Here is a 24,812-nt window from a genome sequence, read left to right as displayed (position 1 = left end):
GATGATCACGCCCTTGCTGAGCAAGCGCGAATTCCTCAAGGCGGCAGGCGCAGGCTTCGCCGCTTCGCTGCTACCGCGACAGGCCGATGCATTGGCAAGGGCGGACGCGGTTTTCGCTGCCGCCTTCATGGCCAAGGACGAGAGCTACGGGGTGGCGCTACTGACCGAACAGGGCCGGGAGATCAGCCGCATCGCGCTTCCCGATCGCGGCCATGATGTCTGCTTCGACACCACCTCGGCCCGCGCCGTGGCCTTCGCGCGCCGCCCCGGCACGTTCGCGCTGGTGTTCGACACGCAAACCGGCGAGCCGGTGAAGCTGATCGAAGCGGCGGAGGACCGGCACTTCTTCGGCCACGGCGTGTTTTCACCCGATGGCAAGCTGCTCTATGTCTCGGAGAACGACTTCGACAATTACTCGGGCATGATCGGACTTTACGACGCGCGATCCGGTTACCGGAAGGTCGGCGAATTCCCGGCGCATGGGATGGATACGCATGATATCCAGTTGATCGAGGGCGGGCGCTATCTCGCCATCGCCAATGGTGGCATCAAGCAGCACCCCGATACCGGCCGCGCCAAGCTCAATATCGACCATATGGAGCCGTCACTAGTCATCGTCGATCTTGCCGATGGGCGGCTGGTCGAAAAGCACGATATGCCGGACGATATCCGCCAGCTTTCGACGCGCCATATGGATTTGGACGCCAAGGGCCGTGTGTGGTTCGGCTGCCAGTTCGAAGGCGCACGCAACCGCCACCCGCAATTGCTCGGCAGCTTCCGCCGTGGCGAAGACGTGCGCTTCATAGATATCCCGGAGCCGGTGCTCAAGGGTTTCGACAATTATGTCGGCTCCGTCACCGTCAACCGCGATGCGGGGCTTGTCGCGATCTCCTCTCCACAGGGCGGGCAATGGGCGGCATTCGACACGGATACCGGCAAGGTGGCCTATGAGGAAAAGATCCCCGGCGTCTGCGGGCTGGCGCGCGAGGAAAAGCTGTTCGTGCGCTCGACGGAGACGGGCGAATTCGGCGCGGCGAAATCCGAGCTTGCCTGGGACAATCACATCACGCGGCTGCGCTAACCATTCTCTGCGCGGTAGACCGTCGCCTGGTCCGCCAATGCCACGGCCGCGCCTTCGAGATTATAGAAGGCATAAGGGTTGAGAAATTGCCGCCCCCAGAACAGGGCGCGGTCGACCTCGCCCAGATCGGCTTCGGCGCATAGGGCGCGCCAGTTCTCGCCGATCACGCGGATCTGGCCCGCGACGATCTCGATCGCTTGATGACTATCGAGATGGAAATGCGGCGCCGCTCCAAGACAGCTGGCGATCTGGCTCGCCCGGTTCTGACCGGAAATCAACATGGCCTGGCTCGCCTCCTGCCCGGATCGCGGCTGCGGGCAGACATCATAAGCCGGAGTCAGCGCGAGGGAAGAGCCATCCCAGAAAGCCGCATGATTGCGTGCATGATCATCGAGATTGCCGACAAGGATATTCAAGCTTATTCGGGCAAAAAGCTCGCGAAGCGTTTCGGAAACCCGTGTGAAGCGTATCCGCACAATTTCGGCCAGATCCTGGTAGCTCGCATATCGGGCCTGCATCTCATCGAGTTCGAGCATGGTCAAGCCCGACACCATCGCCCTGCGCCGCCATGTGCCGGCAACGTTGACGCGGTCGAAACGCTCGACAAGCAGGACGTCCTTGCCGGACGCCTGCACCAACCGCACCGATGGTACGCTCAACCCGGCGAGTGCCGCCAGGCGCATCGCGATATATTCGCCCTTCACGACGCTGTAGATATCGCTGCTGCTCGAGAATTTCGCGATGTATTTTTTCGCTCCGTCATCGATAAGAGCCTTGGGTCTCGCCCCGCCGATGGAACTGCCATGATGGAGGGCCTGGTCGAGCTCCACGCTGAGCGGCAGATTGCGCTCCACGCGTTCGGCGGATGCCAGGAGCTCGCCCAGCGAAGCATGGGCGCCGCCACGCGCGACGTAATGCGTGGCCGAGGTCTGGAAGTCGAGCGCCCCGACGCGATCCGATCCGGATTCCAGGAGAAAGGTGAGTTCGTCCAGCTCAAGCTCATCGAGAGCATCGCCCTTGTGCCCGGATGCCCGGTTGAGGATGACGCGCCGTCCCCATGCATCGGGTGAAGCATCGCGGATCGCGCTCGGCATGGCGAGCCCGTGCATTGGGCGGATCAAGTCCGATCCGAGCGGCAGTTCGGGCAGATAGAGCGGTATCGCCTCGGGGTTCTCCCGGTATGAGCGACCGTAGATGAAGCAGATTTCCTCTTCGATCGGCACGAGCCTGCCCGCGACGATCGGCTGCGTCGCATCCGGGAGCCATGTCCAGACATAGGCCTCAGGTGGCTGGCTTTCTCTAGAAGTCATCGTCGACGACCGCCTGCTTTGTTGGCCTTGCGTATTTCGGCAGAAGTGCGAGTTGCTTGCCGACATCATCGGCGCGCGATACGAGCCCGCCGAGATCCTGCTGTTCGAACAAGTGGATGCCGAGGATCGTGCAGGCCTCGAAGGCGATGCCGAGCTCGACCTTGGGATCGCCAAGCTCCAGCCGCAGCACGGTGCCGCGCGCGACGCCGAGCCGCTCGGCCAGTTCCTGCGCCGTCATGCGCCGGGATTTGCGCTCGAGCTGGATCAACTCTCCGAGCAACTTCGCCGCTGCAAGCGTATAGCGGGCGTAGCTGGTCTTTCTTGTTGCCGGCATTTGTTCTATCCATAGCTCACATCATATCGATATGTATGATGGGTTGATCACGAATAGCATGAATGGGGCGCACACGGCAAGGCTTGTTCGATGCGTGATATGTATTGGAGCCATGTGCACTATGCGTCGAGCAAAATGAAGCAGACACTGGCTCTCAGCCAGCCGAACCCATCCGTCTCACTGATCCCAGCAATGCCTCTGCATGGATCAGCGCCGTACCCGTTGCGTTCAGCATCCCCGGCAGGATCATCCATTCGAGCGTCCAGGCGGCGCCTGAACGCTCCTGCTCGTGCACCAGCGACTGATGCAGGCCGGAGACCTGGACGGCATTGTAGCGGGCGAGCGCGACCAGCACCTCGGCCCGCACCGGGTTCTGCTTGTGGGCCATGGCGGACGAGCCGCCGGTGCCGGAGAGTGCAATCTCGGCGATTTCGTTCTGCGCCATCAGCGCGATGTCCTGGCCGATCTTGCCGAGGGCGCCGGTGACCTGGCTCAACCAGTTGCCGAGAGCGGCGATCCGGTCGCGCGCCGCATGCGGCACGTAATCCGGCACGCCGAGATGGAGCAGTGCCGCCATGGCATGACGGACGTCACCTATCCGGCCGCCAAATTTCTCGGATGTTCCGGCGGGGCCGGCAAGCGAGACGATGAGATTGTGCGAGCGGACCTCGCCGAGTGCGACATGCACCCGCTCGACCAGCCCGCGCCATACGGCGAGGCGGTCAGAGACCTTGATCGGAATCGCCGCCTGCATGCGCGTTCGGCCCATCAGCGGATTGTCGCCAGCGGTCGCCGCGAGATGATCGAGCGATTTCAGCAAAGCCTGGAGCCTGCCATCGAAGAGTTCGAAGACGGCGATGAGCTCCACGGCCAGCGCGGTGTCGATGATGTCCTGGCTGGTCGCGCCGAAATGAACCGATACATCATGCGGCGCGCCGACAGAGGCCTGCAACTGCCTGACAAGTTCAGGTACAACGACACCGTCCTTCAGCGTCGCTCCGTTGAGCTTTGCAAGGTCGGGCTTGAAGCCATGGCCGGCGGTCGCGATCGCTTTGGCCGTGTCTTCGCCGATCAGGCTGCATGCACAGGTCGCCTTGGCGAGCGCCAGTTCGACGCTGATCATCGCCGTGATATCGGCCTCTGTCCCGATCAGCGCTTCGAGCGCCTCGTCCTTGAGCAGCAAATCGAGAAATCCAGTCATCGGTCCCGCCATGTCGTGGATCGAGTATCACACGCGTTCGAGCGCAACCGCAATGCCCTGGCCAACGCCGATGCACATGGTCGCTACCGCGTAACGTCCGCCCGTCTCAGTGAGTTCCAATGCGGCCGTGCCCGCAATACGCGCGCCCGACATGCCGAGCGGATGCCCGAGCGCGATGGCGCCGCCGTTGCGGTTGACCCGCGTGTCGTCGTCGGCAATGCCGAGAAGCCTGAGTGTCGCGAGGCCCTGGCTGGCGAAGGCTTCGTTGAGTTCGAAGACATCGAGTTGCTCCTGCTTCAGGCCCAACCGGGCGAGCAGTTTCTGGGTGGCGGGTGCCGGGCCGATACCCATGATGCGCGGTGGTACGCCGGCGGTTGCACCGCCGAGGATCCGGGCGATCGGGGTCAGGCCATGCTTTTTCGCAGCGGCTTCCGAAGCGACGATCAGCGCCGCCGCACCATCGTTGACGCCCGAGGCGTTGCCTGCGGTGACGGTGCCGTCAGCGCGGACGATCGGCCTCAGCTTGCCGAGCGCTTCCATGTTGGTGGCACGCGGATGCTCGTCCTTCTCCACGACGACCGGCTCGCCCTTGCGGCTTGGAATGGTGACCGGCGTGATTTCCCTGGCCAGCCTGCCATTGGCCTGCGCGGCAGCCGCTTTCGCTTGCGAGCGGAGGGCGAAAGCATCCTGGTCCTCGCGGCTCACCTTGTATTCATCGGCGACGTTCTCGCCGGTCTCGGGCATGGAATCGACGCCGTATTGCTTCTTCATCAAAGGGTTGATGAAGCGCCAGCCGATGGTCGTGTCGTAGATCTCGGCATTGCGCGAGAAGGCCGTATCGGCCTTGGGCATGACGAAGGGCGCGCGGCTCATGCTCTCGACGCCGCCGGCGATGATCAGTTCCGCCTCGCCCGCCTTGATCGCACGGGCTGCGGTGATCACGGCATCCATGCCGGATCCGCAAAGGCGGTTCATCGTCGTGCCCGGTACATTGACCGGCAGGCCAGCCAGCAGCAGCGACATACGCGCGACATTGCGATTGTCTTCGCCGGCCTGATTGGCGCAGCCGAAGATCACTTCATCCACGGCCTCGAAATCCACCGAGGAATTGCCGGCCATGAGAGCCTTGAGCGGAATCGCAGCCAGGTCATCGGCCCGAACGGTGGACAAGGCGCCGCCGAAGCGGCCGATGGGTGTGCGGATGTAGGCACAGATAAAAGCGTCGGACATATCAAACCTTTCCTCGCCCAGCGGGCGGTATTTTCTCAAGCGCTCGTCGCTCACATATCGAAGAAGATGGTTTCCTTGTCACCCTGCAAATGGATGTCGAAGGTTACGACGTCACCCTCGCGCCGGCCGATCAGGGTGGGGACGCGCACGCGGTGCTCGATGCGCATGAGCATCGGGTCCTCGGTATTGGCGGCCTCCTCGTCGGAGAAGTACATCCGCGTCTGCAGGCCGATATTGATGCCGCGCGCGACGATCCAGAACAATACATGCGGCGCCATCGGGCGCGGATCGTTCTCACGGAATGGCGCCCGGCCGGGCTTGATCGTGTGGAAAACGAATTCGCCCGTCGTCATGTCGGACGGGCAGCGTCCCCAGCCGATGAAGTCGGGATCGGCTTGTCCGCGCGTTTCCGCCGGGCTGTTATAGAGCCCTTCGCTGTCCGCCTGCCAGATCTCCACCATCGCATCGCGCAAGGGTGTCCCGGTGCCGTCGATGACCCGGCCACGGATGGTGATGCGTTCGCCGCGCGTCTTTTCGTTGACCAGCGAGCCGCAGCCGAGATCGGTTGGAAAAACGCCCGTGATTTCCGCGAAGTTCGGCGTGCAGCCGATATGGACATAGGGGCCGGCGGTCTGGGAGGGTGTTTCCTTGAGATAATTCAGACTCTGAACCATGTCAGTTGCCCTCCAGCTTGTTCTCGAACAGCGTCGAGCGACGGCCGCGCAGCACGATGTCGAATTTGTAGGCGCGCATATCCATCGGGATCGTCGCGTTCATGTCGAGCGGCGCGATCAGCTGCTCGACCGCCGCCTTGTCGGGAATCGTGCGGACGATCGGACAGCGCCAGATCAGCGGATCGCCCTCGAAATACATCTGCGTGATCAGCCGCTGGGCAAAGCCATGGCCGAAAACCGAGAAATGGATATGGGCCGGCCGCCAGTCGTTGGGGCCGTTCGGCCAGGGATAGGGACCGGGCTTGATGGTTTTCAGCCAGTAATAGCCCTCGCCATCGGTGATCGTCCGGCCGACACCGCCGAAATTGGGGTCCAGCGGCGCGGTATAGAGTTCCTTCTTGTGGCGATAGCGTCCGCCGGCATTGGCCTGCCAGAATTCGACCAGCGTGCCGCCGACGCCACGACCGCGCTCGTCCATTACCCGTCCATGGACGAGGATGCGCTGGCCGATCGCCATCTCGCCCGGCCGGGCGTAATTCAGGATCAGGTCGTTATCGAGCGCGCCGAGCAAGTTGTGGCCGAAGGCCGGACCGGTGATCTCGGTTTTGGTGCTGTCAAAAGAGAGCAGCGCCCGTTGCGGCGATCGCGCCACGGATGTCTTGTAGATCGGCGTGAAGGCCGGCGGATGCCACTCGCGGTCGCGAGCGAAGAAGGTGCCGGTTTCGGGCGGTGTGTTCTTCAAGTCGGTTCCTCCTTCATGTCTGCCAGCGTCGTCTTGATGATCTTGATCGCGTGGTTGGCGGCCGGCACACCGGCATAGATTGCCACATGCAGCATGGCTTCACGAAGATCATCCGGCGTCGCGCCGGTATTCGCCGTGGCCCGCACATGCATCGCCACTTCCTCGTCCTGGCCGAGTGCGGCAAGAAGCGCAATCGTCACGATCGAGCGCTCGCGCAAGGTAAAATCCGGCCGCGACCAGACATGGCCCCAGGCAGCTTCGGTGATCAACTCCTGGAATGGCTCGTCAAAGGCAGTCTTGGTTTGCTCGGCCTTGTCGACATGACGATCGCCCAACACCGCCCGGCGGGTTGCCATGCCCTGGATATAGCGATCGGATGCGGTGTGGGTCGGCATGGCGGTCACTTTCAAGCGTTGATGAAATCATCAAGTATGTCGGCAAGTGCCGCAGGTTGCTCGACGCAGGGAATATGGCCGCAGCCCTCGATAATCTCGAAGCGGGCATTGGGGATCATGCCTGCCGTCGCGCGCACCACGTCGGGCGGCGTCGAGCCGTCCTGGTCGCCGACGATGCAGAGCACCGGCACCTTGATCTGTGATACCGAAGCGGTGAAATCGGCGTCGCGGATCGCGCCGCAGGTCGCGGCATAGCCGGCGCGATCCTGCCGGACCAGCATGTTGCGATAGCCGGTGAGGTCGGTTCTGCGGCGCTGATGAAAGTCCTTGGTGAACCAGCGTTCCATCACGCTGTCGGCGAGTGATTCGATGCCATGTTCCTCGACATCAGCGATACGGCCCGCCCACATCTCCGCCGTTCCGATCTTATGGGATGTGTTGGAGAGGATGATCTTCTTCACCAGTTCCGGCTTCTTGAGATAGACGCTCTGCGCGATCAGCCCACCGACCGAAAGGCCATAGATGGTCGCTTTCCTGATGCCGAGATGGCGGCACAGCCCGATCAGGTCGTCGGCATGGTCTTCGATCGAATAGGGAAGCTTGCCGACTTCGGACAAGCCATGGCCGCGCTTGTCGTAGAGAAGGATCGACCATTCCGAGTTGAGTTCATCAAGCAGGGGCAGCCAGATGCGGAAATCGGTGCCGAGCGAATTGATCAGGATGAGGACCGGCGCGTTCTCGTCCTCGGTCAGATATTCGTGGTGCAGTACCGTGCCGTTGATATTGGCGAATGCCATCCTGGCCTCCCTTATGTGGAACAGAATTACTCAGTGAATATTGTTTGGTATAATGATATTTTCAACCCAAACCATAACAATCCTGGAATGAATCATGGATAGCAGAATCAAGTTCCGCCATCTTCAGACATTCATCGAAGTGGCCCGCCAGAAGAGTGTGGGCAAGGCCGCTGATGTGCTCTCCGTCACCCAACCGGCCGTGACCCGAACCATCCGCGAACTCGAGGACTATCTTGGCGTCGATCTCTTCGAAAAGGAAGGGCGTGGCATCAGGATCAGTCATTTCGGCGAAGTGTTTCTCAAGCATGCGGGCGAAAGCATCGCCGCTGTGCAGCGCGGCGTGGATTCGATCGTGCAGGCAAAGCATTCGCTAGGCCCGCCGTTGCGGATCGGCGCGCTGCCGACCGCGTCTGTCAGCCTCATGCCGGAAGCGGTGGCGGAATTCCTGAAAGCTGGCACCGGAAGCCTCGCCACGATCGTCACCGGCGAGAACCGCTGGCTGCTTGATGCACTGAGGGTCGGCGATCTCGATCTCGTGGTCGGGCGCCTGTCCGCGCCGGAGCGCATGACCGGCCTGCATTTCGAGCCGCTTTATACGGAAGAGGTGATTTTTGCAGTCCGCAGCAGTCATCCGCTGCTCTCCCGAAGAAATTTCTCGCTCGGCGAGATCGCAAACTACACCGTGCTGATGCCAACGCAGGGTTCGGTGATCAGGCCCTTTGTCGATCGCTTCCTGGTGACCAACGGCATCGCCGAACTCACCAATGTCGTCGAGACGGTATCCGACAGTTTCGGCCGGGCCTATGTCCAGCGCTATGACGCGATCTGGCTGATCTCGGGCGGTGTCGTCGCTTCGGAGATCGAGGCGGGGCGGATGGCGAGGCTGGAGGTCGATATGTCGGAAACCCGCGGCGCCGTGGGCCTGACCACGCGCGCCAATGAAGCACCCAACCTGTCGCTATCGATCATGATGAACACGATCCGCGATCGCGTGAAGCAATCCGGACGAGGAATTTAGGTGGAATCCTAGACCCCGCGCCGCGTATCGAGCGAGATGATGCCGGCACCGGCGGCTGCGACATAGAACAAGCCGCCTGCGATTGCGATGTCCTTCATGAATGCCTGGAAATCGGCGATATTGGACCAGTCCGAGTGTCCGATGAAAGCAGTCGCGATGCAGAAGAGCGCGAGGATGGTCGCGGCGATACGGGTGTAAAGGCCCGTCAGGATCATCAGCCCGCCCACGAGTTCCACAAGAATGACCAGCCAGATCGTCACCGATGGCAGCAGCAGGCCGAGCCCCTGGAAATAGGCGATCGTGCCGGAGATATCCATGAGCTTGGAAATCGCAGCCTGGATGAAGATCACCGACAGCAGGATGCGGCCGATAAGCATGGCGATGCTGGACATGTTCGTTTCCCCTCGGAATGCGTCGTCATTTTTGATCCGGACAAGGTGCCCCGCCGGTCAGAAGTGTGACAGTTTCCAGGCGATATAAACCAAGGCTGCGGCAATGATCCAGAGGGCAATGCGTCCAGATCTGGAATGCCGCGCCTCTGATTTGCCGATCGCCTCAGCCGTCGCCGCGTCGAACCGCAACCCATTCTCGCTCATATCGGTGATATTCTGCGCCAGCTTCTCGGCCTTCTCGGCGATCAGAGGTGCTGCTTCCGCCAGCCTGAGCGCTGCCTTCAGCCCATCCCTGAGGTCCACGGCAAGGCGCTTGGGTCCGAGATTGTCCCGGATCCATTTGCCGACCACCGGCTCGGACGCCTTCCACATGTTGAAGCGCGGATTGAGCGATCGCGCGACGCCCTCGACCACGACCATGGTCTTTTGCAGCATGATCAGTTCGGGCCGCGTCTCCATGTCGAAAAGCTCGGTGACTTCAAAGAGCAGCGTGAGCAGCTTCGCCATCGAAATCGTGTCGGCCGGCTGTCCGTGGATCGGCTCGCCGATCGCGCGGATGGCCTGGGCGAACGAGGCATGATCGTGATGGCTCGGCACATAGCCGGCCTCGAAATGAACATCGGCGACCCGGCGGTAATCGCCGGTGATGAAGCCAAAGAGAATCTCGGCGAGAAAGCGGCGTTCCTTTTTGCCGAGCCGACCGACAATGCCCATGTCGACCGCGACGATGATGCCGTCGGGATCGACGAACAGGTTGCCCTGGTGCATGTCGGCATGGAAGAAGCCGTCGCGCAGCGTATGCCTGAGGAAGGATTGCATCAGCGTTTCGGCAAGCTTGTCGAGATCGAAGCCCGCGGCGCGAAGACCCGCCACATCCGACATCTTGATGCCGTCGATCCATTCCATGGTGACGACGTCGCGGCCGGTGCGCTCCCAATCGACGTGCGGCACGCGGAAGCCGGGATCGTCCTTGGAGTTCTGTGCGAGCTCGGAAAGCGCCGCCGCCTCGAGCCTCAGGTCCATCTCCACCTTGGTGGTCTGTTCGAGCGTCCTGGTGACCTCCACCGGCCTGAGACGCCGCGCCGGCGGATAGAACCGCTCCTGGAAACGAGCCACTACGTAATTGGTTTCGAGGTCTTTGGCGAAGCGTTCCCGCACGCCCGGCCGGATCACCTTCACCGCAACCCTTGTGGTCACACCGTCCTTGACGATATCGGCGGGATGCACCTGGGCGATCGAGGCCGCGGCGATAGGCTCGCCGAAATGGGCGTAGAGCTGGCCGATCGGCCTGCCGAGCGAGACCTCGATCTGGGCGACGGCCTGTGCCCGGGGAAAGGTTTGCATCCGGTCCTGCAGCTGCGCGAGATCGGCGGCAAACGCATTGCCGACCACATCGGGGCGCGTTGCCAGGAACTGGCCGATCTTGACATAGGACGGCCCGAGCCGTTCGACCGCGCGCGCCAGATTGTCGGACTGTGCGGCAGACTTCGCACGGCGGCGGGCGACGAGGCCCGCGAGCGACTGGCCGAACCGGGCAATGGGCGGCAGGTTTTCGGAAGGCAGCGCGGACACGACGCCTTCGCGCGCCAGCACCCAGCCAAGCTTCATCAGGCGAAAATAGGCTCCAATCGTACTCAAGGTCAGATTTTCCAACCCGAGTGCAGCGCGGCGATGCCGCCGGTATAATTGGTGAAGGTCACGCGGGAGAAACCAGCGCGCCGGATCATCTCGGCGAAATTCCGCTGGTTCGGGAACTTGCGGATCGATTCCACCAAATACTGATACGGTTCTGCTTCGCCGGTCACGACCTTGCCGATCCTTGGGATCGCATTGAAGGACCATGCATCATAGACGCGGTCGAGCAGCGGCAGATCGACATCCGAGAATTCCAGCACCAGCAAACGGCCGCCGCGCTTCAGCACACGGTAGGCTTCGGTGAGGGCAACATCGATGCGCGGCACATTGCGGATGCCGAAGGCGATCGTATAGGCGTCGAATGTGCCCGTCTCGAACGGAAGTTCCTCGGCATTGGCCTCGACGAAGGTCAGATTATTCCGCAGACCGTTCTTTTCGGCACGCTCGGCGCCCACCGCCAGCATCGAACCATTGATGTCGAGCACGGTGGCGCTGGCCAGGCGGTTGGAGGCTTCGATCGCCCGGAAGGCGATATCGCCGGTGCCGCCCGCCACGTCGAGCAGATGATAGCCGGCATCCTTGCGCGGATTGAGGGCGGCGATCATCGCGCTCTTCCAGATCCGGTGCAGCCCCGCCGACATCAGGTCGTTCATGATGTCATAGCGCTTGGCGACCTTGTGGAAGACCTCGTTGACCTTTTCCTGCTTCTCGCCCTCGCCGACGCGCTGGAAACCATAGGACGTTTCCATGCCTCCCTCGGCATTCGTGCGCGCGCTCGTCATCGTCAAACTCCACCAGCTTCCAATTGCGGCGGGACCATAGCGGATCGTTTGCCGCGAGGCCATATGCCAGCGCGGCAAAATGGTCGCGGCTACGGAATGGGTTTCTCGCCGCGGCGGTAACTATCCTTGATGAAATTCAGGCGGCCCGGCGCCTGCGGTTATCGACTTTTTTTCAAGATGTTGCTAATGCCTCGCAGGGGCAAGAAACAGACATCGCTGACGAAAGCCTGCGACGACAAACGCGCGGAGTATCGGGTAGTAATCGCGCATGCGCACAGACCGGGATTTTACATGACACGTCTTGCCACGCTGACGGCGCTTGCGCTGTCTCTTGCCGGAGTCTGCTTCGGCGCCTATTCGGTGGCCCGGGAGGCCACGATCCTCGATCGGTCGCCCGAGCGAAGCATCGAGGAATACGACCGCATCGCGTCCGGCCAGGCCGAATTCGGACTTTCGGCCTATTCCAAGAAGCAGGTTCTCAGCAGTTGCTATTACGGGCTGGGTTCACGCCTGGCGCGCGTGCGCCCCGCACCCGAAATCCGCCGCTTCGCCACTCAGTGTTTCGAGAAGGCAAACGCGATCACCGCGACGATGCCGACGAATTCCTTTGCCTGGCTGGTTGCCGCCGCGGCGGCCGAAGCGCTCGACGATCAGGCTGGCATGAACGCGGCGCTGGTGCGTTCGCAAAAGACTGGCCCCCGCGAGCAATGGATCACAGAACTCAGGGTCCGGCTCGCCGAGGACAATTACGCCAGACTGGACGACACCACCCGCAAGACGAACGAACTGGATCTCGCGCTGCTCGCCGAGAGCTATCGCGGCGTCAAGACGATCGCCAGCCGATACATCAATGACGCGGGTTTTCGCGAACGCATCACCACCGTCGTCTCGGCACTGCCCAACGATGTCCAGCAGCGGTTTCTGTGGTCGGTGAAGAAGGCTGCCCAGGAGTCGTTGCAATGATCGATGCAAATCGCAAAGCTCGCAAGCCGGCCTGGCATCCTGCAAGCGTGAACCGCGAGGCTCTGTCATGAATGCCGCGAGCACCCAGCGCCACAAGCTCAACACCCACGCCATGTGGGCGCTCTCCCTCCTGCTCATCACACTGCCGCTCATCCTCGGTGGCAATCGTCCAATGGCCTGGACGCTCTATGCATTGCTGCTGTCGTTGCTAGCGGTCTATTATTTCGCGATGCTGCTCTGGAATGGCATCGATCCCAGGATCACCGTCTCCGACCTGAAATTTCCCACGGCGCTTCTCATCGTATTCTGCGGCTATATTGTCCTGCAGACCTTGCCGTTGGCTTCGATGCTGCCCGCGTCGATATTGTATCTTCCGGAGGGCGTACTGCCACCCGAGACGATCAGCATCTCGCCGCAGGATACGCTGCTTGGATTTGCGCGCTGGATCAACATCGCGCTGACCGGTTATCTCGCGCTGCAGATCGCGGCCAATTCCATTCGCGCCGCCCGTTTTCTCAGGATCCTGTTCTGGATCGCCGCGGCGCATGCGATCTATGGCCTGCTGCTGCGCTATCAGTTCGGCGACACCATCCTCTTCACGCAGAAATGGGCCTATATCGGCTTCGCGACGGGCGGTTTCGTCAACCGCAACTCCTTTGCGACCTTCCTGGCCATCGGCTCCGTGATCGGCGTCATCAGGCTCTATGACATCTTCCGCCAACGGCCCAATGACAATGGCCAGGGATTGTTCATGCTGCTGAACGTGCGCGAGGGGCTTCTCTTGCCGCTTCTCGGCTGGCTGATGATTCTCATCGCGATCGTCGCCACCAGTTCGCGCATGGGGCTGTTCGCGTCCTTTGCCGGCATGGCGGTCGCGGTCGGCCTGTTCCATGCAAGGCGATCCGAGCGTACGACCGGCCCGCTCGGCACTGTCGCAGCGCTTGGCCTGCTGATCGTAGGCGCCACCACGATTGCGTATCTCTATGGCACGTCGCTGATGGAGCGGTTCCAGACAGTCGATCAATCGACGGAAGTCCGCATGCAGCTCTACGATCAAATCTGGGGCATGGTCATGGTCCGGCCATGGACGGGCTTCGGCGGCGGCACGTTCGAATATGCCTATCCGCTTTTCCACCAGAGCCCGGTCAATTTCGACTTCGTCTGGGACCGGGCGCATTCATCCTATCTGGCGCTGTGGTCGGAATATGGCCTCATCTTCGGCACGCTGCCGATGATCCTGGTCCTCTACTTCTTCGCGCTTCTGGCAGGCACCTATCTGAAGTCCACCAAGGCGGATGCCTTTGTCATCGCGGCGATCGGTGCGACGGTCGCGGTGGCCATACATTCCTCGGTCGATTTCAGCCTCGAAATGCACGGCGTGACGCTGTTCTACGTGGCGCTTCTCGCTGGCGCCGTCGGCAAGTCCGTCTCGATCAGACGGGGGCTGGAGGCAGGCTGATGCTGAGAGACCTGCTGCCGCGCCTGTTTGGAAGCAGGAAGACCGACCGGAAAGCCCCGATCCGCCCGCGCCTGCATGAAAGCAACATGCCCGGTGTGATCTATGTGATCGGCGACATCCACGGCTGCCACAAATTGCTCCGCCAGCTAGAGAGTGCGATTGCGGCCGATGCGGAGGGTATCGACGGGGAAAAGTGGCTCGTCTGTCTCGGCGACTATATCGACCGGGGACCATCGTCGGCGATGGTACTGGATCATCTGCTCTCTGCGCCGCCCAGCGGCTTCAAACGCCTTTGCCTGGCCGGCAACCATGAGGAAATCGCCTTTGATTTCCTCACGAACGCCAACTACGGCAATGGCTGGCTCGACTTCGGCGGACGCGAAACCCTGGCTTCCTACGGTCTTTACGATCTCGACCGCGATACCGCGCGTCTGGGCCGCCAACTGGCGAGCCACATTCCCGAGGATCATCTGCAGTTTCTCGGCGCGCTGCCCTCGATGCTGACCGTGCCCGGCTACTGCTTCGTCCATGCCGGCGTCGACCCTCTGCTCCCGCTCGCGGACCAGCGCGAGCAAGTCCTTTTGTGGTCGCGTCCTCCGGATTTCATCTGGCCAGACGCGGGCACCGGCTACCGCGTCATCCACGGCCATACCCCGATCGAGTATCCCGATCTGGCGCAACAGCGGATAAACATCGATCTCGGCGCCTATGCGACCGGGAAACTCGGCGCGCTCAAGATCACCGGTACCGGCAATATTTCCGTCATTCTGGCAAGTTGACCTAACTACATTTGTGACGATTGCAGCCCGCGGCAGGCGAAGCTCGCCGCAGGCTATAAGCATTCCGGCTACGATACCAGGCAACGCTCGCTCTCATTTGTAGACACCAAAAAGCCCCGGCGTTTGACGCCGGGGAGGATAGCCAGTCTCCGGGGACGCGGAGACTGGCGGTGAGGATTGGTTGGCGGTGAGGCTGTTGGTTGGCGCCGGTCCGCGGTACGCTGGCCGGCACCGTGCCGGGGGTCAGGGCCGCTTGAACGCGCGGCCCCGGCCAGTCACACAATCTTCAGGTCACACGAGCTTTTCGAAACGGTAGCCGGTCCGCGAGCGGCGGACGATCGACTTGCGGATATTGTCGAGCGCGAATTCGCCAGACGTCGTCTTGACGATCAGGATCGCATGGCCCTCGCCACGGCGGGTGCGGACGACGGCGATCTTCAAGGCCGAGGCAGGCACGCCGGCGCGGATCAGCTTGTGGCGCTTGGTCATCGCATAGTCGTCGCAATCGCCGTAAGCCGGATTGATCGACCATGTGTCGCCACGCTCGCGGCGTGGGCGGATCGAGCGGTTGACCTGGGCATTGACCGACACGAGAAGCGCGCGGATCTTCGGTGTGTAGGCGACGACCGAGCGGCGCGACTTACGGCATTCCGAGGGGTTCTTGAGGCAGAACAGCTGGAAGGCGAGCGGGGCGGCGGCCATCTCGGCGCGCTGGTGGCGCGAGCGGGAGCCGAGGTTCCAGGCATTGGCCTCGGGCACGATTGCCGCGGTGAATGTCAGAGCCGCGAGAGCCGCGACGATAAGCTTGCGAAACATATCAGTCATCCCCGTTTTCCGGCCTGCCCTTTTGTTGCCGGGCCTGGTGCCGTTTGGTTGGGGCGAAGGTTCCTGTTTTTCCAGATATTCTCTCCGCCGATGACACCAATCTACCGATGACCCGCTAAGGCCTCCTCAAACCAATCGCTAAAATTTGACCTATCTGTCGTTTTCGGGGACGCTCGAAGCAATGCATCTGCCCCAATTCAGGACAGAAAACGGCAAACGCGCGATCAAGAAGCAAGCAACAGCTGAGCTCAACTTTGGGGATGCGCCGGTTTATTGTGCAAATGCACGGATTTTTCGTGTAAGCAGCGTGATATTGTCGTCCTCCCGGCAATATTTCGCGGGTGCGAAAGATTCCAATTGTTGCTTGGTAAAGAATGTGTTACGTTTTCTAGTAATGAGGGTTTTATGGGGATTTACCATGTTTAAACGTACTGTTGTTGCGATGGCTTTTGCCTGTGCGGTGCTTCCGTCGATTGCATTTGCGAGCGCAGCCAGCGTCGCAGCAGGCTGCGCCAGCGGCGGCAACTGTGTGGCTTTGGTCAATGCGGAAATCGCCGCCATGGGCGGATCGCCGGCCGACAAGGACAAGGCGATTGCCGATCTCGTCGTTGCCATTGGCAACGAAGCGCAGAGCGTACAGCCGGAAACTCGCCAGAGCATGGCCAATGCGGTCGATGCCGCTGCCCTGCAGGTGTCGAACCCCGAGCAACGCGCTCGTATCGTCGCGATCGCTGCCTCCCTTCGCCGCATTCTGGAAACCGAGACCGCTTCGCTCGGTGGCGATGATGGACCGGATTCGGATGGCGGCGAACGGAACGAGTTCGCGGCGAGCGACAACTGATCCTTATTTCCGGATCATAGATTTTGAGAGGGTGCGGTTTCCGCACCCTCTTTTCTTTTGGCCTTCCATCGGTCAGGATCGGCAGCGGTGGCGGAGGATGCGGTATGCCGGATGCTTGGAACGGGCAATGCTTTTGCGGCGGCGTCAGGTATAGAATGCACGGCCGGCCGATGTTCATCCATTGCTGTCATTGCCGCGACTGCCAGCGACAGACGGGCAGTGCCTTTGCAATCAACGGCCTGATCGAAGCCGACCGGATCGAGCTTCTCGGCAAAGCGCCGGAACCGGTGCGCATGGCGACGGAGAGCGGTCATCCGCATGACATCTATCGTTGCAGCGAATGCCGATCGCCGCTGTGGAGCGACTATGGCGGCCGCACATGGCTGCGGTTCCTGCGGATCGTCACTCTCGACACGCCGGATGACTTCATGCCCGACGTTCATATCTATACGCGCTCGAAACTGCCCTGGGTCGTGCTGCCGGATGGCGCCCGTGCCTTCGAGGAATATTATGATGCGAGGCAGGAATGGCCGGCGGCAAGTGCCGCGCGATACCGGGTGGCGAAGGAGAAGGCCGGAGTGGCGCGTTAGATATTCAGATCGCCTCGGCGAATGAAGGCCCTTCAACCTTCCGGCCGCCAAAGGCGCGCAGGAATGTCCGCACCGCATTGCGGGCAGCACTTTCGAGCTCCACCTCAGCAGGTGTCTCGCCGAGCAGCAACGGCATTTGCAGGTCGGCATTGCCGAGTGCGAGAAACTGCCGGGCCGCGACGTCGAAATCGTCGATCTCGAGCGCACCGCTGGCGCTAAGTCGCGCTAGACGCGCCGCGATCGCGCTTGTCAGCTTCAACGGACCCTGGCGACGCCAGGATTCGAAAAGATGCGGATAGCGCGCGCCCTCGGTCTGCACCAGCTTGCGCAGGAAGCGGCCGTCCTTGTTGCAGACGCAGTTCTTGTTGAGCCGCACGAGGAAGGCTGCAAGATCCTCTTCCAGATTGTCGGCGTTTTCGGGAAACGTCGAGAGCAGTGCAAAGACGGCGGCATTGGCACGCGCCAGCACGTCCTCCACCACCGCCATGAAAAGGGTCTCCTTCTCGCGGTAGTGATTGTAGACGGTCTGGCGCGACACCCGCGCCTCGACCGCGATCTCGTCGATGCAGGCGCCGCCGAATCCTTCGCGGCAGAACACGTCCGCCGCGGCACCGATGATCGATTGGCGCTTGCCCTGGTGCCCGCGCGGCGCAATCGAATCCAGGGTTTCCGCCACTGCCAGATTTTTGTTCATCACTAAAAGATAATGCACCTTGACGATTTAGACAATAGTGTCTAATTTTACATGCGTGTCCAAATTTATGGACACGGTGTTTATCGAAGGTGCGATCCTCCCAAGCCGCGCCTTCCCCCGTATCACTCATCAATAGAAGCAAGCGGCGGATGGCAATCCGGCTGGTCCGCCTGCGTTTTATGAAAGACGACATCATGACCGCTTCTTTCTATCGTCCGGCCATCATTCTCGGCCTCTTATCCGCGATCGGGCCCTTCGCGATCGACATGTATCTTCCGGCGCTGCCGGCCATTGGCAAGGATCTTGGCTCCGATACTTCGGTGACCCAGCTCAGCCTGCTGGCGTTCTTCATCTCCTTCGCGCTGTCGCAGCTGGTCTATGGCCCGCTTTCCGACATGTGGGGGCGCAAGCTGCCGCTCTATCTCGGCATTGGCATCTTTGCCGCAGCCAGTATCGGTTGCGCGCTGGCGACCGATATCGAGAGCCTGATCGCCTTCCGCTTCCTGCAGGGCATCGGTGGCGCTGCCGGCATGGTCATCCCCCGCGCCGTGGTGCGCGACATGCATACGGGCGTCGAGGCCGCGCGGCTGATGTCGCTCCTGATGCTGGTCTTTTCGATCTCGCCGATCCTGGCGCCGCTTTCGGGCAGCGTCGTCATCGAGTTCTATGGCTGGCGTGGCGTGTTCTGGGCGGTGACGGTCGCGGCCTTCATCGGCCTCGTCCTGCTCGCGACCCAGATGGAAGAGACGCGTCCGGTCGAGCATCGGCGTGAAAGCAGCATCAAGGCGGCGCTTTCCGCCTATGGACTGCTGCTGCGCGACAAGAACTTCCTGACGCTGACCTTCATCGGGGGCTTAGGGATTTCGAGCTTCCTCGTCTACCTCGCCAACTCGCCCTTCGTGCTGATCGAGCATTACGGGCTGACGCCGGCGCAGTATTCGATCGCCTTCTCGATCAATGCCGTGTCCTTCTTCTCCGTATCACAGCTGACGGGTTTCTTCGGAGCCCGCTACGGTCTCGTACGGGTGATGAAGGTTGCCGTAACGGCTTTCGCGCTGACCATGGTGGTGATGGCGGCCGTGATGGCCTCGGGCTTTGACAGCCTGCCCGTGATGGCGGTGTTCCTGTTCATCGGCTACGGCTTCCTCGGCCTCGTCATTCCCACCAGCGCCGTGCTGGCGCTGGAAGAGCATGGCGAGATCGCCGGTACCGCCTCGTCGCTGATGGGCACGCTGCATTTCGTGGCCGCCGCCTTCGCCATGGTCATCGTCAGCACGGTGTTCGATGGCACGGCACTGCCAATGGTGGCCGGCATCGCGCTGGTCGCGGCACTTGCCTTCATCCTGACGCAGGTGACGATCGGCCGGCGCGCCGCTGCCGTCAGCGCTGCGGAGTAGTCACGGCTTGAAGACAGCGAGGCCCGGATCCCGGTGGGATGCGGGCCTTTTTCATTTTCAGTGGCGTTTCACTTCCCAGAAATCGAGTATCCAGGCCATCAATATACCCGGCACGGCAAGCATGATGATGAAGGGCAACGCCATGTTGACCGCGATCAGGTTGTTTCGCGCGCTGACCTCGGTGCCCGCGGCATCGCGGCAGATCATCCGCGTACCCTTGCTTCCACTCGCCACGTCGTCGATGTGCTGGCCCTCGCCGCAGAGCGCATAGCCGAGCGCGTCGGACTTGCGGAAGAGATCGCGATTGAACTGGTATAGTGCCACGCTGATGGCAAAGCCAAGCACCAGTGCCGCCAGCAGGATGAAGCCGGAGATGATGAGCCGACCCTTTATGGTGATCGGCTTGCCGGTGATGTAGCGCGAGTGGCTGCTGGCCATTGTTTGTTCCGGTGTGATTGCTTCACAGCCAACGTCTGACCCGGCTCTTATATTCACGGTAGGCATCGCCGAATTTCCGCTCCATCGCCGCTTCCTCGAACCGGATGTACCAGCGGTCGGTGATCACGACGAACGCAACGACCACGATGAAGGACGTCAGGATTGGAAAGACGATCGCCAGCCCGAGCAGCATCAGTGAAAAACCGAGATACATGGGATTGCGCGTATAGCGGAACGCGCCCTCCGTGACCAATTGGCCGGGTTCGTTGAATGTCCTGATGTTGGTTCCGATTCTGTGGAAACGATTGGCCGCGGGAATCCCCACCACAAGCCCTGCAACAATGAGCAACAGTCCGAGCCAATGCCAGGGCGGCGGAATCAAGTTCGACTGAGGCCAGACGTATCTGGCCCCGATCAGCAGCAGTATCGCCAGGAGGAAAAGAAAAGGCGGCAGCAGCTTCTTCACGACGCGACTCCTTCTTGCCGCAGCAAAGTCGATGATGCTCGACTGTCGGGTCAGAATTCAACGACGCGATAGACGCGACCGCCTGTCCGGTCTGTCAGGCCGTCTTGCCGGTCTCGTCGAACACTTCGGCGCCTGGACCGTTCGTCTTGACCGAATCGATGCAGTTCTTGGCGCTGGCCTTGCTGGCATAGGTCTCGGATCGCACCATGGTCTCGCCGTTCGAGGCTTTGAAGCGCACGAAGGTCTGCCCATCCTTGGACTCGACGAGCTCGAAACGGTAGCCGGAACCCGTCTCTTCCTTGGTCAGGTCGACGGTGGAGGCGCCCGGTGCGTTCTTCTTGATCGATTCGACGCAGTTCTTGGCGCTGGCCTTCGAGGCATAGTTCTCGGACCAGACCATGACCTCGGAATTGTAGAGAAATTGCACCCGGAACTGGCCGTTCGCGGCGTCGAGGATTTTGAACTTGTGCATGGTAAGTCCCCCCTGCTTTTGGCGAGCGGGCTGGCCCGGAGCGGGCATGCCCATACCAGATGTGTAGTATAGAGACGTTCCGACCGCAAGCCATTGCAACTTGGGAGACAATCGGCTTGGATTTCTCGCTTCGGATACCGGAAGGACGGCGCGGCATGACGAGCGAAAGAATGAAAATGGCTGACGGCGAATGGTATTGCTGCCTCGATCCGGAACTGGAGGCGCTGAGGCAAAAGGCGCGAAACGCCGTCCACCGCCACAACACGATGCCGCCGGACGAACGCGGCGCGCTGGCACCGGAACTCCGGGCGCTGTTTGCATCGGCGGCCGGGGATATCTTCATCGAGGCGCCCTTCCATTGCTCCTACGGGATCAACATCGCGCTTGGCGAGGGTGTCTATTTCAATGCCGGCTGCACGATTCTCGATACGGCACCGGTCCGCATCGGCGCCCGCACCATGTTCGGGCCGGGCGTGCATGTCTATTGCGCGGAGCACGCCAAGGATCCGAAAATGCGGTTCGAAGGTCTTGAGATCGCCAAGCCGGTGACGATCGGCGAGGATGTCTGGATCGGCGGTGGGGCGATTATTCTCGCCGGCGTGACGATCGGGGATCGGGCCATTGTGGGCGCGGGTTCGGTGGTGACGCGGGACGTGGCGGCGAATGCGGTGGTGGTGGGGAACCCGGCCAGGGTGATGCGGAGGTGACGCCAGATCAAGCTAGTGCATCGGAATCTTGATCGCCATATGCAGCCGGTTCAGAACTCCGTTGGGATGTCGAACTCGAATTTTCCGCCGTCCGAAAACTCCCCGACGATCTTATCTCCTGCCATTTTGTAAGTAACGATCCAGTCATCGAACAACCTATTCCAGCTAACCGCGCCATCCATTGAGATGCCCGCAAAACCTAGCTCGTTCGCAATGATGATTTGGTGGTCATCGATATGAAGGAATTCGTTGAATCGCGGAAAAATCTCGCTGGAAAATTCGGGCGTCAAGTCAGGATAGCTAAATACTGCAACGGTATTTTCGAAGGCGACGAACATTCGATCTTTGTAGATAGCACCCCCGCTAGGTTCCCCCAGATGCTTGAGGCCTATTGCAATGATCGCCAAATCGGGAAGAACCACATAGGCCCATCGCTTGGCAGCAGCAAATCCAATGCGTGCTGCAACGCGCTGCGACTGGAACCAGAGCTCTGCCTGCGCGCCCTCAAGGTCGGTCAGAGCATAGGCTTTCAGCCTGAGATCGTCACAAGACTTCGCATGATACTTCGGAAGTGAAAGCTGATCCGCGCGCACTGTAAAGACTTTTTCGCCGGCGAGTTCCTCGACGTGGTCGAGTTGGCCCGTATCGATCACGGCCAATGGGCGCCCGGCTCCATCGATGTACCGCCCTACGATCGTGCAGCGCACCACAGCAGGCACGGGGTAACTTGAGCGCTCGTCAAGATACAGTTCGCTGACTATCGGAACTTTATCATGGAAGAGCCATTTTTCACCGAGTGCGTCATGAAGCACGAATTCGACGAAGTTAGGTTGACCTTCTGCGACGAAGCCGACGATGGAGACAGTGACTTCTGCCTCTTCCCCCACTACTCATCACTCATCCTCAGCGCTGCAATAAACGCCTCCTGCGGAATATCCACCTTGCCGAACTGGCGCATGCGCTTCTTGCCCTCTTTCTGCTTGTCGAGCAGCTTGCGCTTGCGGGTGGCGTCGCCGCCGTAGCATTTGGCGGTCACGTCCTTGCGCATGGCGGAGATCGTTTCGCGGGCGATGACGTTGCCGCCGATGGCCGCCTGGATCGGGATCTTGAACATGTGGCGCGGGATCAGGTCCTTCAGCTTCTCGCACATGTCGCGGCCGCGCTTTTCCGCTGCCGAGCGGTGGACAAGCATGGAGAGCGCATCGACCGGCTCGCCATTGACCATGATCGACATCTTCACCAGGTTGCCTTCCTGATAGTCGGTCAGGTGGTAGTCGAAGGAGGCGTAGCCCTTGGAGATCGACTTCAGCCGGTCGTAGAAATCGAAGACGACTTCGTTGAGCGGCAGGTCGTAGGTCACCATGGCGCGGGCGCCGGCATAGGTGAGCTCGACCTGAATGCCGCGGCGATCCTGGCAGAGCTTCAGCACCGAGCCGAGATAATCGTCCGGCGTCATGATCGTGGCGCGGATCCAGGGTTCCTGGATGTCCTTGATCTTGACGACATCGGGCATGTCGGCGGGATTGTGCAGCTCGCGCTCTGAACCGTCGGTCATGCTGAGCTTGTAGATAACCGATGGCGCGGTGGCGATCAGGTCGAGATTGAACTCGCGCTCCAGCCGTTCCTGGATGATTTCGAGATGCAGCAGGCCGAGGAAGCCACAGCGGAAACCGAAGCCGAGTGCGGCCGAGCTCTCCATTTCGAAGGAAAACGACGCGTCGTTGAGGCGAAGCTTGCCCATGGCAGCGCGCAGGTCCTCGAAATCGGCGGCATCGACCGGGAACAGGCCGCAGAACACCACCGGCTGGGCGGGCTTGAAGCCCGGCAGAGCCTGTGCGGTGGGACGCTTGTCCTCGGTGATCGTGTCACCGACGCGGGTATCGGCAACTTCCTTGATCGAGGCGGTGATGAAGCCGACCTCGCCCGGGCCGAGTTCATCGATGGCGACCATTTTCGGGGTCAGCACGCCGACACGCTCGATGCTGTATTTGGCATCGGTGCCCATCATGCGGATGACCTGACCCTTCTTCAGGACGCCATCGATGACGCGCACCAGAACCATGACGCCAAGATAGGTATCGTACCAGCTATCGACCAGCATGACCTTGAGGGGGGCATTGGCATCGCCGGATTTCGGCGGCGGCAGGCGGTGGACGATGGCTTCCAGTACATCGGGAATACCGAGCCCGGTCTTTGCCGAGATCATCACGGCATCGGAGGCATCGAGGCCGATCACGTCCTCGATCTGCTGCTTGATGCGATCGGGTTCGGCGGCCGGCAGGTCGATCTTGTTGAGGACCGTGACGATCTCGTGATTGGCATCGAGCGCCTGGTAGACATTGGCGAGCGTCTGGGCTTCGACGCCCTGGGACGCATCGACGACCAGCAGCGAGCCCTCGCAGGCGGCCAGCGAGCGGGAGACCTCATAGGCGAAGTCGACATGGCCCGGTGTGTCCATCAGGTTCAGCACATATTTCTCGCCATTGTTGGCGAGATAATGCAGGCGCACGGTCTGCGCCTTGATGGTGATGCCGCGCTCCTTCTCGATATCCATGTTGTCGAGCACCTGCTCGGACATTTCACGATCGGCCAGGCCGCCGGTGGTCTGGATCAGGCGATCGGCCAGCGTCGACTTGCCGTGATCGATATGGGCCACGATCGAGAAATTGCGGATATGGGACAGGGGCGTGCGGTTTTCAGTGCTCATGTGCGCCCGCATATCCCGGACGGGTAAAAGTGTAAAGATTGTTCGGGCCAATGAGGCTGGAATTCGCGGGGTTTGGGTGTTTTGGGGGAATTCATCGGCAATATCTTCGCTCCCTCCAAAACACGCCTCTTCGTTCACGCGGGCGGTTCCGCCCCGTGGTTTGACCATGCACGTCCCCGATCCCTTCGCCTTGGGCAAAGAGGATCGGCCGGGGCACGTCTCCGTGCCGAGGTAATAGGCCCGCCTGTGGAACGGGCCGTTAAGACACGTCGCCGTGCCCCGTCAAACGGTGTCTCCATCCCCGAACTCGCCAGCACTGCCCCCGTATCTCCATCCTTTCGGGACTGGAGAACGATAATGTGTGCGCTACAGCGCACGTCCGGGGCGAAACTCAGCCTTTCGGCCGCCGTCCCCAGAGGACTGGCCCTTCTCGCGGACGCCCTGCATGGAGACTTACGTCGCTTCTCCATGCCGGTCACCGGTCCCGCCTCGCCCTGACGCCTCAAGGTGTAGCCGATACGGAACGGGGATGATTATAAGGTCGCCGGAGAGCGTGTGGATTTTTTCGCGTAAGGGATTGATATTGAAGGGAATAGTGCTGGGAGAATGGAAGAATTCAGGGGAAATGGCGAGATATTTTCTTTTGGATCGAATAAGACGTTGAATTTATTCATGAAAAATTTCGCTCTGGGCTTGAAGACCCCGCCCCGCACCCCTCCCCACAAGGGGGAGGGGCCAATCCGTGGTGACCGCCTGCCCCAAGCTTCCGTCGAGATATTGCACCGAGAACGGTATGGCTTGCACGACGTCGAGTGGGCCGAGACAGTGCGGCGGGTTAAGCCCCTCCCCCTTGTGGGGAGGGGTTTGGGGCGGGGCCTTCTGG

At 61.1% G+C, this 24,812-nt stretch carries 27 protein-coding genes; 9 read left to right on the top strand and 18 right to left on the bottom strand.

Annotation, left to right across the window (positions count from 1 at the left end; all coding sequences use genetic code 11):
• Position 1 precedes the first annotated feature (1 nt).
• A complete protein-coding gene (locus IHQ71_RS28205; RefSeq protein ID WP_258159703.1) occupies positions 2-1,081 on the top strand; it encodes a DUF1513 domain-containing protein in 1,080 nt (359 codons plus the stop codon).
• Here the strand turns inward: IHQ71_RS28205 and IHQ71_RS28200 are convergent.
• The 8 genes from IHQ71_RS28200 to pcaD all read right to left on the bottom strand — a co-directional run bounded on the left by IHQ71_RS28200 (position 1,078) and on the right by pcaD (position 7,764).
• Positions 1,078-2,391 (bottom strand): type II toxin-antitoxin system HipA family toxin, encoded by a 1,314-nt coding sequence (locus tag IHQ71_RS28200; protein WP_258159702.1) that lies wholly within the window; start codon positions 2,389-2,391, stop codon positions 1,078-1,080. The two genes, IHQ71_RS28205 and IHQ71_RS28200, sit on opposite strands and share 4 nt — an antisense overlap.
• A complete protein-coding gene (locus IHQ71_RS28195; protein ID WP_258159701.1) occupies positions 2,381-2,725 on the bottom strand; it encodes a helix-turn-helix transcriptional regulator in 345 nt (114 codons plus the stop codon). The genes IHQ71_RS28200 and IHQ71_RS28195 overlap by 11 nt, the downstream gene beginning before the upstream one ends.
• A gap of 154 nt (positions 2,726-2,879) precedes the next feature.
• Positions 2,880-3,926: a 3-carboxy-cis,cis-muconate cycloisomerase gene (locus IHQ71_RS28190; RefSeq protein WP_258159700.1), complete on the bottom strand. Its 1,047-nt coding sequence runs from the start codon at positions 3,924-3,926 to the stop codon at positions 2,880-2,882.
• Positions 3,927-3,953: 27 nt separating this feature from the next.
• Complete coding sequence (pcaF, locus tag IHQ71_RS28185) at positions 3,954-5,156, bottom strand: 3-oxoadipyl-CoA thiolase (RefSeq protein ID WP_258159699.1); 1,203 nt, start codon at positions 5,154-5,156, stop codon at positions 3,954-3,956.
• 50 nt (positions 5,157-5,206) lie between these two features.
• Positions 5,207-5,830, bottom strand: a complete 624-nt coding sequence (gene pcaG, locus IHQ71_RS28180; RefSeq protein ID WP_258159698.1) for a protocatechuate 3,4-dioxygenase subunit alpha — start codon at positions 5,828-5,830, stop codon at positions 5,207-5,209.
• 1 nt (position 5,831) lies between these two features.
• A complete protein-coding gene (pcaH, locus tag IHQ71_RS28175; RefSeq protein WP_258159697.1) occupies positions 5,832-6,572 on the bottom strand; it encodes a protocatechuate 3,4-dioxygenase subunit beta in 741 nt (246 codons plus the stop codon).
• Positions 6,569-6,967: a 4-carboxymuconolactone decarboxylase gene (gene pcaC, locus IHQ71_RS28170; RefSeq protein WP_258159696.1), complete on the bottom strand. Its 399-nt coding sequence runs from the start codon at positions 6,965-6,967 to the stop codon at positions 6,569-6,571. The genes pcaH and pcaC overlap by 4 nt, the downstream gene beginning before the upstream one ends.
• Before the next feature lie 11 nt (positions 6,968-6,978).
• Entirely contained in the window at positions 6,979-7,764 is a 786-nt protein-coding gene (pcaD, locus tag IHQ71_RS28165; RefSeq protein WP_258159695.1) for a 3-oxoadipate enol-lactonase, read from the bottom strand.
• 91 nt (positions 7,765-7,855) lie between these two features.
• Between pcaD and pcaQ the strand changes: the two genes are divergently transcribed.
• Positions 7,856-8,782, top strand: a complete 927-nt coding sequence (pcaQ, locus tag IHQ71_RS28160) for a pca operon transcription factor PcaQ (RefSeq protein WP_258162978.1) — start codon at positions 7,856-7,858, stop codon at positions 8,780-8,782.
• A gap of 8 nt (positions 8,783-8,790) precedes the next feature.
• Here the strand turns inward: pcaQ and IHQ71_RS28155 are convergent, their stop codons facing one another.
• The 3 genes from IHQ71_RS28155 to ubiE are packed head-to-tail and all read right to left on the bottom strand — an operon-like array spanning position 8,791 to position 11,591.
• A complete protein-coding gene (locus IHQ71_RS28155; RefSeq protein ID WP_258159694.1) occupies positions 8,791-9,174 on the bottom strand; it encodes a DoxX family protein in 384 nt (127 codons plus the stop codon).
• 57 nt (positions 9,175-9,231) lie between these two features.
• On the bottom strand, positions 9,232-10,812 hold the full coding sequence (gene ubiB / locus IHQ71_RS28150) for a 2-polyprenylphenol 6-hydroxylase (RefSeq protein WP_258159693.1): 1,581 nt from the start codon (positions 10,810-10,812) through the stop codon (positions 9,232-9,234).
• Positions 10,813-10,814: 2 nt separating this feature from the next.
• The gene (gene ubiE / locus IHQ71_RS28145) at positions 10,815-11,591 is read right to left on the bottom strand and encodes a bifunctional demethylmenaquinone methyltransferase/2-methoxy-6-polyprenyl-1,4-benzoquinol methylase UbiE (RefSeq protein WP_258159692.1); all 777 of its coding nucleotides are present in this window, start codon (positions 11,589-11,591) and stop codon (positions 10,815-10,817) included.
• A 291-nt stretch (positions 11,592-11,882) separates the two neighbouring features.
• On the opposite strand from ubiE, the gene IHQ71_RS28140 reads away from it, so the two are divergent.
• The 3 genes from IHQ71_RS28140 (at position 11,883) to IHQ71_RS28130 (ending at position 14,792) form a co-directional block, all read left to right on the top strand.
• Positions 11,883-12,554 (top strand): hypothetical protein, encoded by a 672-nt coding sequence (locus IHQ71_RS28140; protein WP_258159691.1) that lies wholly within the window; start codon positions 11,883-11,885, stop codon positions 12,552-12,554.
• 67 nt (positions 12,555-12,621) lie between these two features.
• A complete protein-coding gene (locus IHQ71_RS28135) occupies positions 12,622-14,013 on the top strand; it encodes an O-antigen ligase (protein ID WP_258159690.1) in 1,392 nt (463 codons plus the stop codon).
• A complete protein-coding gene (locus tag IHQ71_RS28130; RefSeq protein WP_258159689.1) occupies positions 14,013-14,792 on the top strand; it encodes a metallophosphoesterase family protein in 780 nt (259 codons plus the stop codon). The genes IHQ71_RS28135 and IHQ71_RS28130 overlap by 1 nt, the downstream gene beginning before the upstream one ends.
• A 291-nt stretch (positions 14,793-15,083) precedes the next feature.
• Here IHQ71_RS28130 and IHQ71_RS28125 read toward each other — a convergent pair whose 3' ends face one another.
• Positions 15,084-15,617 (bottom strand): transglutaminase-like cysteine peptidase, encoded by a 534-nt coding sequence (locus IHQ71_RS28125; RefSeq protein WP_258159688.1) that lies wholly within the window; start codon positions 15,615-15,617, stop codon positions 15,084-15,086.
• Positions 15,618-15,762: 145 nt separating this feature from the next.
• Here IHQ71_RS28125 and IHQ71_RS28120 point away from each other — a divergent pair, with 145 nt between their 5' ends.
• Both IHQ71_RS28120 and IHQ71_RS28115 read left to right on the top strand, forming a co-directional pair.
• On the top strand, positions 15,763-16,458 hold the full coding sequence (locus IHQ71_RS28120) for a hypothetical protein (RefSeq protein WP_258159687.1): 696 nt from the start codon (positions 15,763-15,765) through the stop codon (positions 16,456-16,458).
• Positions 16,459-16,562: 104 nt separating this feature from the next.
• Positions 16,563-17,048, top strand: coding sequence for a GFA family protein (locus IHQ71_RS28115; RefSeq protein ID WP_258159686.1), 486 nt, complete (start codon positions 16,563-16,565; stop codon positions 17,046-17,048).
• A 4-nt stretch (positions 17,049-17,052) separates the two neighbouring features.
• On the opposite strand, the gene IHQ71_RS28110 is transcribed toward IHQ71_RS28115, so the two are convergent.
• On the bottom strand, positions 17,053-17,742 hold the full coding sequence (locus IHQ71_RS28110; protein WP_258159685.1) for a TetR/AcrR family transcriptional regulator: 690 nt from the start codon (positions 17,740-17,742) through the stop codon (positions 17,053-17,055).
• A 194-nt stretch (positions 17,743-17,936) separates the two neighbouring features.
• On the opposite strand from IHQ71_RS28110, the gene IHQ71_RS28105 reads away from it, so the two are divergent.
• Positions 17,937-19,139 carry a multidrug effflux MFS transporter gene (locus IHQ71_RS28105; RefSeq protein ID WP_258159684.1) on the top strand — a complete coding sequence of 401 codons (1,203 nt, stop codon included), beginning with the start codon at positions 17,937-17,939 and terminating at the stop codon, positions 19,137-19,139.
• Between the two features lie 57 nt (positions 19,140-19,196).
• Here IHQ71_RS28105 and IHQ71_RS28100 read toward each other — a convergent pair whose 3' ends face one another.
• The 3 genes from IHQ71_RS28100 to IHQ71_RS32090 all read right to left on the bottom strand — a co-directional run bounded on the left by IHQ71_RS28100 (position 19,197) and on the right by IHQ71_RS32090 (position 20,515).
• Positions 19,197-19,577: a hypothetical protein gene (locus tag IHQ71_RS28100; RefSeq protein ID WP_258159683.1), complete on the bottom strand. Its 381-nt coding sequence runs from the start codon at positions 19,575-19,577 to the stop codon at positions 19,197-19,199.
• A gap of 22 nt (positions 19,578-19,599) precedes the next feature.
• On the bottom strand, positions 19,600-20,043 hold the full coding sequence (locus IHQ71_RS28095; RefSeq protein ID WP_258159682.1) for an isoprenylcysteine carboxylmethyltransferase family protein: 444 nt from the start codon (positions 20,041-20,043) through the stop codon (positions 19,600-19,602).
• 94 nt (positions 20,044-20,137) lie between these two features.
• Positions 20,138-20,515, bottom strand: a complete 378-nt coding sequence (locus IHQ71_RS32090) for a YegP family protein (RefSeq protein WP_374989929.1) — start codon at positions 20,513-20,515, stop codon at positions 20,138-20,140.
• A 155-nt stretch (positions 20,516-20,670) separates the two neighbouring features.
• Here IHQ71_RS32090 and IHQ71_RS28080 point away from each other — a divergent pair, with 155 nt between their 5' ends.
• Positions 20,671-21,222: a sugar O-acetyltransferase gene (locus IHQ71_RS28080; RefSeq protein ID WP_258159681.1), complete on the top strand. Its 552-nt coding sequence runs from the start codon at positions 20,671-20,673 to the stop codon at positions 21,220-21,222.
• A gap of 50 nt (positions 21,223-21,272) precedes the next feature.
• On the opposite strand, the gene IHQ71_RS28075 is transcribed toward IHQ71_RS28080, so the two are convergent.
• The gene (locus tag IHQ71_RS28075) at positions 21,273-22,109 is read right to left on the bottom strand and encodes a hypothetical protein (RefSeq protein WP_258159680.1); all 837 of its coding nucleotides are present in this window, start codon (positions 22,107-22,109) and stop codon (positions 21,273-21,275) included.
• Positions 22,109-23,941 carry a translation elongation factor 4 gene (gene lepA / locus IHQ71_RS28070; protein ID WP_374989928.1) on the bottom strand — a complete coding sequence of 611 codons (1,833 nt, stop codon included), beginning with the start codon at positions 23,939-23,941 and terminating at the stop codon, positions 22,109-22,111. Before lepA ends, IHQ71_RS28075 begins: the two co-directional genes overlap by 1 nt.
• Positions 23,942-24,812: the final 871 nt, after the last annotated feature.

The sequence above is a fragment of the Rhizobium sp. TH2 genome, assembly GCF_024707525.1.
Taxonomy (GTDB): domain Bacteria; phylum Pseudomonadota; class Alphaproteobacteria; order Rhizobiales; family Rhizobiaceae; genus Rhizobium_E.
This window is presented reverse-complemented; position numbering and strand designations above follow the sequence as displayed.